The organism is Tenacibaculum sp. AHE14PA (assembly GCF_019278465.1).
GTDB lineage: Bacteria > Bacteroidota > Bacteroidia > Flavobacteriales > Flavobacteriaceae > Polaribacter > Polaribacter bernardetii.
In genome coordinates, this window is sequence record NZ_CP058983.1 from 2,142,331 (window position 1) to 2,155,226 (window position 12,896).

Annotated in this window: 9 protein-coding genes; 3 read left to right on the forward strand and 6 right to left on the reverse strand. The window is 29.3% G+C overall.

The window, feature by feature from the left end:
• Nucleotides 1-59 precede the first annotated feature (59 nt).
• The 3 genes from H0I30_RS09880 to moaD all read left to right on the forward strand — a co-directional run bounded on the left by H0I30_RS09880 (nt 60) and on the right by moaD (nt 5,478).
• Nucleotides 60-2,627, forward strand: a complete 2,568-nt coding sequence (locus tag H0I30_RS09880; RefSeq protein WP_218771697.1) for an AsmA family protein — start codon at nt 60-62, stop codon at nt 2,625-2,627.
• A gap of 133 nt (nt 2,628-2,760) precedes the next feature.
• Entirely contained in the window at nt 2,761-5,226 is a 2,466-nt protein-coding gene (locus tag H0I30_RS09885) for a DUF5686 and carboxypeptidase regulatory-like domain-containing protein (protein WP_218771698.1), read from the forward strand.
• Between the two features lie 9 nt (nt 5,227-5,235).
• Nucleotides 5,236-5,478, forward strand: coding sequence for a molybdopterin converting factor subunit 1 (moaD, locus tag H0I30_RS09890; RefSeq protein WP_218771699.1), 243 nt, complete (start codon nt 5,236-5,238; stop codon nt 5,476-5,478).
• A 1,117-nt stretch (nt 5,479-6,595) separates the two neighbouring features.
• Here the strand turns inward: moaD and H0I30_RS09895 are convergent.
• The 6 genes from H0I30_RS09895 to H0I30_RS09920 are packed head-to-tail and all read right to left on the reverse strand — an operon-like array spanning nt 6,596 to nt 12,501.
• Nucleotides 6,596-9,265: a TonB-dependent receptor gene (locus H0I30_RS09895; RefSeq protein WP_218771700.1), complete on the reverse strand. Its 2,670-nt coding sequence runs from the start codon at nt 9,263-9,265 to the stop codon at nt 6,596-6,598.
• A 10-nt stretch (nt 9,266-9,275) separates the two neighbouring features.
• Complete coding sequence (locus H0I30_RS09900) at nt 9,276-10,001, reverse strand: GLPGLI family protein (protein WP_218771701.1); 726 nt, start codon at nt 9,999-10,001, stop codon at nt 9,276-9,278.
• Nucleotides 10,002-10,025: 24 nt separating this feature from the next.
• On the reverse strand, nt 10,026-10,763 hold the full coding sequence (locus H0I30_RS09905) for a GLPGLI family protein (protein ID WP_218771702.1): 738 nt from the start codon (nt 10,761-10,763) through the stop codon (nt 10,026-10,028).
• 17 nt (nt 10,764-10,780) lie between these two features.
• Nucleotides 10,781-11,449 (reverse strand): GLPGLI family protein, encoded by a 669-nt coding sequence (locus tag H0I30_RS09910; RefSeq protein WP_218771703.1) that lies wholly within the window; start codon nt 11,447-11,449, stop codon nt 10,781-10,783.
• 17 nt (nt 11,450-11,466) lie between these two features.
• Nucleotides 11,467-12,204 (reverse strand): GLPGLI family protein, encoded by a 738-nt coding sequence (locus tag H0I30_RS09915; RefSeq protein ID WP_218771704.1) that lies wholly within the window; start codon nt 12,202-12,204, stop codon nt 11,467-11,469.
• A gap of 60 nt (nt 12,205-12,264) precedes the next feature.
• Nucleotides 12,265-12,501: a hypothetical protein gene (locus tag H0I30_RS09920; RefSeq protein ID WP_218773534.1), complete on the reverse strand. Its 237-nt coding sequence runs from the start codon at nt 12,499-12,501 to the stop codon at nt 12,265-12,267.
• Nucleotides 12,502-12,896: the final 395 nt, after the last annotated feature.

Below are 12,896 nucleotides of genomic sequence, written 5' to 3' on the forward strand. Positions count from 1 at the left end.
TTATTATTCTAAATATTTACAGAAATTTGTTAATTACATTTTAAAGTTAATTTTTAGTTATGAAAAAAATATATAAAATACTCTTAACCATAATAATAACATTATTCGCCTTGCTAATTTTAGCTCCGTTTTTATTTCAAGGAAAAATTATTAATCTGGTAAAGAAAACTGTAAATAATAACATTACGGCTCAGTTAGATTTTACAGATGCTAACCTAAGTTTATTAAGAGATTTTCCGAATGCCTCTTTGCAACTTTCTAATGTTTCTATTATTAATGGTAAACCTTTTAAAGGCGATACGTTATTGTTTTCTAAAGAAATTAATTTAGAATTAAGACTTACTGAATTACTTAAAAACGCATCAGAACAATTAAACATCCAATCTTTTTCTATTAATGACTCTAAAGTAAATGTTTTAGTTAACGAAATTGGTATTGCCAATTACGACATTACAAAACCGTCTGATGTAAAAGTTGATAGCACAAGTGTACCAGTATCGGACTTTGGCCTTTCTATAAATTCTTATGAAATAAATAACGCTACAATAAAGTATATTGATAAAAAAGGTAAAATGAACCTTACTTTGTCTGACTTTAATCATAGTGGTAGCGGAGATTTCTCTCAAACTAATTCTGAATTAAATACCAAAACAGCTACATTGGTTTCTTTTGAAATGGATAGTGCTTCTTATGTAAAAAATCAGAAGATCGAATTAGATGCCATCTTAGGAATGGATTTAGTAAACATGAAGTTTTCGTTTCTAAAAAACGAAGCTAAACTTAATAATTTACCTTTAATTTTTAATGGATATGTTCAAATAAACGACAATAACCAAGATGTTGACATTAGCTTTAAAACTCCGTCATCAGACTTTAAAAACTTTTTAGGTTTAATACCCGAAGCTTATACCAAGAGTATTGAAAACGTACAAACATCTGGTGAATTTAGCCTTTCAGGAACCGTTAAAGGTTTAGTTACTAACAACACAATTCCGCTATTAGATATCAATCTAAAATCTAAAAACGCTTCTTTTAAATACCCTGATTTACCAAAAAGTGTTCGTAATATTAATATCGATGCTCAATTAAAAAACACCACAGGTTACCTAGATAAAACTTTTGTAGTTATTAACGGCTTATCTTTTAAAATTGATGAAGATACTTTTTCTGGTAGCGGAAGTGTTGCTAATATTGTTAACAACCCAACCATAAGCGCAAAATTAAAAGGAACCTTAAATTTAGCCAACATAAACAAAGCCTATCCGGTTGATTTAAAAAGTGAGTTAAGTGGTATTTTAAAAGCCAACTTAACTACTGATTTCGACTTAAACGCAATTAAAAACGGTACCTTAAGTCGTATTAAAAATAATGGTGAAATAACAGTAAACAACTTTGTTTTTTCTTCGGATGACATTGCCAATCCGCTTAAAATAAAAAGCACCAAAATAAACTTTAAACCAACAACAATTACCTTAAGCGAGTTTGAGGCTACTACAGGTAAAAGTGATTTAAATGCAACAGGAGAAATTAAAAACTTATTAGGTTTTTTGCTTTCAGGTAAAAAATTACAGGGAACTTTTAATGTAAATTCAAACTCTTTATACATGAGTGATTTCATGCAAGAAACTACTACTACAGATAAAAAAGAGACGAATAAAACAGAAAAACCTACAGAATCTTTAAATATTCCTGCTTTTTTAGATTGTAAAATTATAGCGGATGCAAAAACTGTTTATTACGACAATTTAGCTTTAAAAAACGTAAAAGGTACATTATTGATAAAGGACGAAAAAGCGACTTTACAAAATGTAAATGTTAACATATTTAAAGGTACTATTGCTTTAAACGGTGAAGTAAATACACAACAAAAAACGCCTTCTTTTAATATGGATTTAGGTATAAAATCGTTTGATATTTCTGAATCTTTTAATGGCTTAGACTTACTAAAATCAATCAGTCCGATTGCTGCTGCAATGAGCGGTAAATTAAATTCTGACATTAATTTATCTGGTAATTTAAACAACGATTTTACACCAAATTTAACCTCTTTAACTGGTAAAGCACTAGCGGAATTATTAACCACGAAAATAAATCCTAAAAAGACCAAAGCTTTAAGCTTATTAAGTGAAAAACTATCATTTATTGATTTAGATAAATTAGATTTATCTGATATAAAAGCAAACTTATCTTTCGATAACGGTCAAGTATCAGTAAAACCATTTAAACTAAAATATAAAGACATTGGTATTAACATTGGTGGTAATCATAGTTTCAATCAAAACATGAACTATAATTTAACTTTAGATGTGCCTGCAAAATACTTGGGTAGTAAAGTAGAAGGATTATTATCTAAATTAAACGAAAAAGATCAAAATGTTACCGTACCCATTACCGCAAATATTACAGGTAGTATGTCTAATCCATCTGTAAAAACGGATTTATCTTCTTCTGTTACAAAGTTGAGTCAAAAATTAATAGAACAGCAAAAAGACAAACTAGTAAAAAATACACTTGGTAAATTATTGGGTGATAAAAAGAAAGATTCAACTAAAACTGAAGACACCAAAAAGAAAGTAAAAGATGTTTTAGGTGGTTTATTTGGCAAGAAGAAAAAAGGAGGGAATTAATTCTCAGGCAACCTTTTAGTGAATTTACAAGTCTTATATTTTAAGAATTCATTGTAAATTATTTAACAGCTTTTAAACATAGTCGAAAAATTACTTCGGCTATGTTTGTTTTTTTATTTCAACAAAACCAACTATGAAAAAAAACTACACACTATTTCTTCTATTTATTACCTCAATTTCTTTTTCTCAAGTTAAAGGGAGCGTAACCGACACAAACAACAAACCCTTATCTTTTGTTAGCGTATATTTAGAAAACTCTATTACAGGAACTACTACAAACGATAATGGAGATTATGAATTAGCCATAACAAAAAAAGGAGAACACACGCTTATTTATCAAATTTTAGGATTTAAAACAGTGAAGAAAAAAATTACTGTTTCTTCTTTTCCTTTTGTTTTAAACATTGTTCTTTCTGAAGAAGAAGTTGCGTTAGATGAAATTTTAATTTCTTCGAATGAAAACCCTGCTGATAAAATTATTAGAAATGTAATTGCTAATAAAAATAAAAACACCGATAAATTTTCTGAATATAAAGCCGATTTTTACTCTCGGGGATTATTTAAAGTAAAGGATTTACCTAAAAAATTTTTGGGGCAAGAAATTGGCGATATGGGCGGCGGTTTAGATTCTACAAGAAGTGGAATTGTATATCTTTCTGAAACAATTTCTAAAATTTCTTTTCAAAAAAAACCAGCCAATTTTAAAGAGCGTATCGTTGCTTCAAAAGTTTCGGGTAGCGATAACGGAATTAGCTTTAACCAAGCTAAAGAAGTAAATTTCAATTTTTATGAAAACTCTTTTAAATTAGCCGATGCAGAAATGATTTCACCTGTTTCTAACGGTGCTTTTGGTTATTACAACTATAAATTAGTAGGAACGCTTTATGATAAAAATAATAAATTAATTAGTAAAATAAAACTACTACCAAAGAGAAAAAACGATCGTGTTTTTAGCGGTTTTATTTATATTGTAGAAGATGATTGGGCTATTTACGGTGCCGATGTTGTAGCTACAGGTGCACAAATAAGCATGCCAATGATAGATTCTTTAAAGATTAAACAAAACTTTAATTACTCACTTAAAAACAACGCCTGGGTACCAGTTACGCAAACAATCGATTTTAAAGCAGGTATGTTTGGCTTTAATTTTAATGGTCGCTTTTCGGCAGCGTATTCAAATTATAATTTTACACCTAACTACACCAAAAAATCATTTGGTAACGAAATTTTGTCTTTTGCTGAAAATGCAACTGAAAAAGACAGTTTGTATTGGACCAAAATTCGTCCTGTTGCTTTAACCAATGAAGAAGTTTCTGACTACAAATTAAAAGACAGTATTAAAACGATACGAAAGTCTAAAAAATATTTAGATTCTATAGATACCAAACAAAATAAATTTAACCTTTTAGATGTTATAACCGGCTATTCTTATAACGACACTTATAATAAGTGGGGACTAAGTTTGTCATCTCCTATTTTCGACTTAAACTTTAATACCGTACAAGGCTGGAACTCTTCAGTTGGATTAAATTATTATAAATCTATAAATGAAAAAGGAGAGAGGTTTAATATTGGTGGTAAATTAAACTACGGACTCTCAGACAAAAAACTGAGACCAACTGGTTACTTTTCTTACAAATGGAATAATACAACCAAACCAATTTTAACACTTTCAGGAGGTGTTACAACCGCTCAATTTAATGCAAAACAACCTATTTCAAAATTATGGAATACCATTAGCTCTGTTTTATTTGAAAGAAATTACTTAAAAATATATGAGAAATCATTTGCTAAAGTATCTTTTTCAAGAGAGGTAATTAATGGTATTCGCATGTCTTCATCTTTAGAATACGCAGATAGAAAACCATTATTTAACACTACAGATTATGTAATGTTTCCGAAAAGCGATGCTAATTATACATCAAATAATCCGCAAGAGCCTACTAATTTCAACATGGGATTTACACCTAATAAAATATGGTCGTTTAATTTAGGAACTACTATTAATTTTGATCAAAAATACGTGTCTTATCCTGATGGAAAATATAATGTAAGTAGTAATAAGTATCCGTCTTTATTTATCGGTTATAATAAAAAATTTGGCGCTGATAATGCCGAATGGAATTCTGATGTAGTGTACTCACAAATAACTCAAAATATATCTTTAGGTAATTGGGGGAATTTTAAATACAAGGCCAAAGGAGGCATTTTTTTAGAGAAAAAAGATATTGAGTTTATAGACTATGCCCATTTTAACGGAAATCGCTTGTTAATTGCTCCTAATGACAATTATTTAAACAACTTTTACATGTTGCCTTATTATCAGTTAAGCACGAATGATAAATACGGTGAGTTGCATGGAGAATATAATTTTAAAGGCGCCTTGCTTAGTAAAGTTCCGTTAATAAATAAATTAAATTTTCACTTGGTAACCGGTGCTAAAGCATTGTTTACAGCAGGCAACAAACCTTACTCTGAATATTCAGTTGGATTAGATAATGTTGGTGTTGGAAAATGGCGTTTTTTACGTGTAGATTTTGCTCGATCTAACTTTAACGGAAAGAATGAAAACAGAGTGCTATTCGGATTTAAATTGTAATTTTACTTTATGAAGATAAACGTATTACTTTTTGGTATTGCTACAGATTTAATAGGAAGTTCTTCTTTAACAATAGAACTTCCTATTAGCTGTAATGTTACTTCTTTTAAAGAGTTACTTACAAAAAAATATCCAGAGTTAAAACAAATGAGCTCATATGCCATTGCCATTAACGAAAGTTATGCAACTGATGAAACAATTATTAAAGAAAACGATATTATTGCTATTATACCGCCTGTTAGTGGCGGGTAAAGAGATTACTTCGTCGTGCCTTCTCGTAATGACGTAATAATTGTCATTGCGAACGAAACACAGTGGAGTGAAGTAATCTACAAAATAGCAATTCTTAACAAAGAGATTACTTCGTCATTCTTCCTCGTAATGACATATGTTCTCCTGTTTCGTCATTGCGAACGAAACGCAGTGGAGTGAAGTAATCTACAAAACAGCAATTCTTAACAAAGAGATTACTTCGTCGTGCCTCCTCGTAATGACGTAATAATTGTCATTGCGAACGAAACGCAGTGGAGTAAAGTAATCCATAAAATAGCAATTCTTAACAAAGAGATTACTTCGTCATTCTTCCTCGTAATGACATATGTTCTCCTGTTTCGTCATTGCGAACGAAACGCAGTGGAGTGAAGTAATCTACAAAACAGCAATTCTTAACAAAGAGATTACTTCGTCGTGCCTTCTCGTAATGACGTAATAATTGTCATTACGAACGAAACGCAGTGGAGTAAAGTAATCTACAAAATAGCAATTCTTAACAAAGAGATTATTTCGTCGTGGCTTCTCGTAATGACGTAATAATTGTCATTGCGAACGAAACACAGTGGGGTGAAGTAATCCAGATTACTTCTTCGTTCCTCCTCGTAATGACGTAATAATTGTCATTGCGAACGAAACGCAGTGGAGTAAAGTAATCTACAAAATAGCAATTCTTAACAAAGAGATTATTTCGTCGTGCCTTCTCGTAATGACGTAATAATTGTCATTACGAAAGAAACACATTGGGGTGAAGTAATCTACTAAATAGCAATTCTTAACAAAGAGATTACTTCGTCGTGCCTTCTCGTAATGACGTAATAATTGTCATTACGAAAGAAACACATTGGGGTGAAGTAATCTACTAAATAGCAATTCTTAACAAAGAGATTACTTCGTCGTGCCTCCTCGTAATGACGTAATAATTGTCATTGCGAACGAAACGCAGTGGAGTGAAGTAATCCATAAAATAGCAAGAGATTACTTCGTAGTGCCTCCTCGTAATGACGTAATAATTGTCATTGCGAACGAAACGCAGTGGAGTGAAGCAATCTGTAACTTTAACAACAGGAATTTTTCTCGTAATGACAAATGTAAACCCTTATAACTTATAACCAATACTAAACAATAGTACTCTTGGCATTACATAGGTTTTAGTATCAGCAATTAAATAATCTGAAAAGCTATTACTTTGTTTAAAAGTAGTATCAAATAAATTCTGAGTCGTTAATTTAAACATCCAAGGACTATCTTCTTTTTGATACGATAAAACTGCATTGGCAACATTATATTCCGTGTCTATATTTTGTGCTTTATTTTGATAATTATAATGTGTATAATCAAAATTAAAAACAAATCCGTCTAAAAAATCATAATCGATATTTACATACGGCTCGTTGGTTGTAAATTTAGATGTTGAATTACTAGACGTGTATTTACCAATACTTCTTCTAAAACCAGCTTCTATTGTTGGGAATTTATCAAACAAGGTTTCTATACCAACATCAAAACCGTAATCGTTGCTTTTATTGGTTACAAAACTATTATTGATGCTTTGTTTAAAATTAGAAGCCTTATAATTACCTTCTATGTTGTATCTGATGTTTTTAATTTTCTTACGTAACGAACTTCTAACTCCCCAACTTTCATTCGGATTATCTAACATATCAATGGTTAAAAAACGATTTACACCATCAAAATTTACGGCACTTCTAAATCCTTTTACTTTTTTCGTGTAATTTGCGTTTGCAAACAACATTAAACCGCGATACAAACTAAAACGACTATAACGAATACGTGCTGAATGATACAACTCATTCTCCAAATTAGGATTTCCTTTAAAAACCGAGTTATAGGATTGTAAATAAAAGCGGCTTGCCAATTTAGAAGCGTTAGAGAAATTGGTTTTTAAATTATAATTCAGCTGAATTTTTTTTGACTTGTTAAATTCAATTTTCACTAGAAAATCTGGTAAAACTACCCATTTATCTTTTTTAATTGAAGTTGATTGATTTACACGCCAATTATAATTGTGCGCATACGCACCTTGCTTAAAAGTAAATATTCCAGTTCTGAATTTATAATGCACACCCGCAAAAAAGTCGTTGTGCTTTAAAACCGTAGTATTGTTAAATCCGTTTGATGAAAAATCGTTTTCGGTAGCATCATCTAACAATTGAAAATCGTTACTGATAAATTTTTCTTGTTGATGTGTATTTCCTATCGTTGTATAAATATGATTATCATTATTAATAACCCAAAAATCTTTAAAAACGGTGTACAAATGATGCTTTTCGTTTTCATTTAACTGGTTAATTCTTAAAGAAGCTTGATTGGTATTTAAAGGCTGAATAATTGGTTTAATCCTATCTAAAAACGATTGTGAAGCATTCCAGAAAGTAGTTGGATTATTTTTATCGAAGGTATAATTTGCCGTAGCTGAAAACGTATGCTTTTCAGACTGATCTTTATGCCATTCTATATTCTGATTTACATACCAAATATCATTATCTTTATTTGTATTGATGTTATCTAGTTGAGTATTTATAGCAGTAGTGGTTAAATTATCTCTTTCTACAGCCGATTTTTTAACCTGTGTTCTAACATACCATTGCTCTTTGTTATTAGGTGCATACTCAATATTAAACTTACCAATGGCTAATATGTTTTTTGAGGTAGTTTTACTTTCTTTTTCTTCTAAAAAAGTAGTGTATTGGTTGGTTGCTTCGTTAAAACTTTGGGTATTGTTATGAGAAAAAATAGCATAACCAGAAATATCTAACTTACTGGCTACCGTTTTTGTAATATTTAAAGCGCCAAAACGCTGCACACTTTGCAAAACATCCTTGTTTTCTAAAAACTGAGAGAAATCACCACCTCGCCAATTAAAATTACCGTTAAAAACAGCATTAACGCCACCCTGAAAATTCATATAATCTTTAAACGTAAAGGTTTTTTCGCCAATATTATTTAAGTTACTAATAAAATTTACATTGGTTTTGGGTGAGTAGTAAAACAAGTTTGCATTGGTTTTGTAAAAAGAATCATAACCAACGTTTGAACCTGCTTCAACATCACCAAAAAGAAAACGTTTTTTGTCTTCTTTTAATTTAATATTCATTGCCATTTCATCAGAATCTGATACATTTTTTAAAAAAGCAACTTCATTGTAATTGTCTATTACCTCAACTTTATCAACCGCATCTGCAGGAATATTTTCAACACCTAACTTAGTACCACCGCCAAAAAACTTTTTACCATCTACCAACAACTTGGTTACTTTTTTACCTTGTACCGTTACACCTCCGTTTTTATCAACCTCAACACCTGGTAGTTTTTTAAGTACATTTTTAAGCTTACGTTCGCTACCATTTACAAACTTATCCGTATTGTAAATAATCGTGTCTTGCTTTACCGTTACGGGGAGCTCAATAACCACTTCGTCTAACTGATTTTTAGCTTCTTTTAGTACAAAGTTTTTGGTACTATTTTCTGTTGGTGTTATCTCAAAATCAACTTTTTCGTAGCCCAAATAACTTATACTTATGGTGTATGTATTATTTTTAGTAAGCTCTAAACGGTAACGACCTTGCTCATCAGTAATGGCAAAACTCATGTTTTTAGTAACATCTTTTGGTTTTGCTATAATATTAGCGTACGATAATGGATTTTGTAAACTATCTTTTACAGTACCTTTAAAAATAACAGTTTGCGCATTACAAAAACTACCAGCAATAAAAACTAGTAACGGAAATATAATTCTTTTTAGCATTTTTATTTTCTTATCTTTTAAAGAAGTTTTTACTCATTTCTTCATACGCTGTATTCGTGATTCGTTTTCCTTTGGTTGGTTTTTTTATAACAATTTTCTCTTTAGGGTTTAAAACAATTTTTACTGCTTTTATATTTATCCTGTTATAAGAAACCTCTAAAACTAACCCAGGCAAACCAAAATAATCAATAGGGCCAAAGCTTACTGGTATCGTTGGTGTAAACCATGCTGCTATTTTTATAAGTGGTTTATCATCTCTTACTTTTTTAACTGCAACCGCCTTAAAACATAGGTAATCACCTATCTTTTTTCTTTCTTGAGTTATTGTCCATTTAATTGGCAGTATATCTACACGTAAAGGCTCTTCACTATTTAGCTGCATATAATAATCTTTTTCAGTACTGTTTGTATAGTATATCGTGTTACCTCCAGCGATTATAGCAGTCATGTTTAAATTTTTATTAGCTTCATTTTTTAATTTGCTTTCAACTTCATATAGCGATTCGTTTTTAGAAAACCTTAAAACACTGGTAACATCTTTAGTATTCTTAAACATTTTTATAAGATATTGTTCTGCGAATTTTGTTGTTTTTTCTTTTTTAAAAATAGAATCAACATATTGTTCATTATATGCTTTTAATGACACCCTATAAAACACCTTACCTTGTAAAGTGTTTTGTGCTGAAAGTATTGTTGTGAATACAATACATAGAAATAATAGGATGTGTTTTTTCATAGTTTACAATTTTAATAAATAATCTTACCTATTTTTAAAAGCTTTTTCACCCATATCATCAAATTCTTTTTTAGTGACTAATTTTCCTTTATTAAGCTTATCTATTTTTATTGTTTCTTTTTTCATTGTAATTACTGAAGCTGTATATGTTCTTTCTTTAATAGAAAGTTCTAAAATTAAACCAGGTAAGCTATTAAATTCAAACGGTCCATAGTTAAACGAAATGTCAGGAGAATACCAAGCGGTATAAGTAGAAAAAGGGTCTACTTGGTTTTTTGGTCCTTTATTTTTTCTTTGTACAGTGGCTTTATAACAAATATATTTTCCAATTTTTTTCTTTTCATTAACTAGCTTCCAATTTAAATCAGAAGTTGCCGATACAACTAAGAAATCTTCTCCAAAAAAAGGTTTCTCTTCTATCATTTGCCTTTTCCTTGTATCTACAAAATATCTATTATCTCCTTTATTTAAAACAAGAGCTAGTTTATTAAAATTATCTTCACTTTCCATCCCTAAATCTGAATTCATGTAAAAAAGAGAGCTCTTTTTGTTAAATTTAAGCGTATACTTTAGTTTTTCTGAAAATCGATTCGCTTTCTTTTGAAAACTATAATACATGCTTTTAACATTTAGAGAATTGTTTAGATTTTGCTCAGGACTAATTTTAACACTATAAACTACTTCTCCTGATTTAAATAATTCTTGTGAAAATAAGTTAACACTTATAATTAAATAAAATATTGTTACAATAAATTTTTTCATTCTATGATATTTAAAATCTAAAACCCAATATTCTTGGCTATTTCTTTTATTTTTTTTGAATATTCTTTTTCAGTTATAGGCACTCCTTTTGTTGTTTTTTTAATTTGCTTATCAGAAATTTCTTTAAATACAATTTCAGATGCTACAATACTTATTTTTCCAATTTCTACTTCTAAAATTAAACCTGGCAAACCGTTAAGGTCCTTCGGGCCAAAACTTAAAGGTATGTTAGGTGTAAACCATACTACTTTGCTTTTTTTATTTGATACAGCTTTATAACATGTATAACCACCTATTTTTTTACTCTCTTGTGTAATTTCCCATTTATTCGGTAAATATGTGATTAAAAAATCTTCATCGTATTTATTAACTGATTGTATAGTTTTACCTTTTTCATTAAAAAAAACACCATCACTACCACCAAAAATTTCAAAGAAATTAATTTTTTCTCTTTCGCCTTCTTTATTAAAGTTAACCTTTCTTTTATAGAGTGATTTATCCCCTTTAAATACTAATTCAAACGCTGCCTTACCTTCAAAAAAAGAAGTTAAGTTCCCTTTTTTAATTATTTTTTTTAAGTTCGCTTCTTTTTTTGAAACTATTTTATACAAAACAACACCACTGTTTTTTTGACTAAATAATGGTAGTGTAATGATAGCTATAAATAAAGTTAAGAGTGCTTTCATAAATAATGGAATAATAATTAATACTTTTGCTCTACTAATTCTTTTATCATCTTATTATAATTATTAAGTGTAATTTTTTTTCCTTTTGTTGGTTTTTCTACTTTGATTTTTTCTTTTGACATTATACTTATTTTAGTTGCTCGATAAACTACATTACCTTCTTTTAACTCTAATATTAGACCAGGTAATCCATAATAATCTTTAGGTCCAAAATTAATAGGTAACTCAGGCGTATACCATGCAATTGTTTTATTAACAAATTCTCCTCTTTTATTTACGCCTTTTCTTTCGGTTATAGCCTTATAACACTTGTATTTACCTATTTTTTTTTCTTCATTTGTTAAAACCCAATCACCCTTCGGCAATTCGATCAAGAAGAGTTCGCCAAATGCATTTTTTTGATTTTCAATTAGCATTTCTTTTTTATTAGTGTAAAACGTACCTTTCCCTGCTAATATTCTTACTAAATTTAATTTACCTTCACTTATATTAAGTTCCTTTTTTATTCTATAAATTGATTCAAAATTATTAAAAATCAATTCATATGTACTTTTCTTTTGATTTTTAAATATAGAAACAACCTGACTTTTCGCGTAGCTTGATTCATTCTTTTTTTCAGACATCTCTCTTAATTTGCCTTCGTCAATTTGCATCATTACTTCATAATTTATTTCGCCTTTGGTAATTTTCTTTTGAGCAAATAAATTTACACTTAATAATAAAAGGATATAAGAAACTAATTGTTTTATATTCATAATTTTCTTTTTTTAGTAAAGAGGTATTAAAAAAACACCTCTTTACTTTTTAATAATATTTTATTCGCTCATACATGTATCATAAAAAGCTAACCATACTTCGTGATTTTGCTCATAACTTTGACTTCTTCCTTCTGCTAATGCAAGAGCCTCACTCACTCTTACCCCCATATCAGCAACTTCGAAACAACCAAAAAAATCTACATCAATATTACTCAAGTTTACATTACTTGTATTCGCATTCACTAAACCACTCGTAGCAAATACCATTGCTACCATTAAAATTACTTTTTTCATTTTTTAAAAATTTAAGTTTGTTAATTAATTTTTACGGCTTCTTTATATAAAAGAAGCTTACCTGTTATCTTATTTTCTTACAAATAAGATTATTTAACGTTAAAAATTTAAAAAGAAAAATGCGCGCAATTTATAAACATCCTTCTTCTTTTTACTAGCTAGCAAATAATAAAAAGTGATCAACTATTTTATTACATCTCAAAACTAAATCTTTGTAATTTAAAAAATGTTAACGTTTTAAGGGTTAACCCTATTTGGAATTAGGGTTAACCCTAATTTTTTGTTAAAAAAACGTTAAATAAAATAACCTTAACTACTCGTTATTAATGATTTATATTTTTAAAGGAAAACTCAAAAAAAAAAAAAAATGCTCTTTTTAAATAAAACAAAAAATT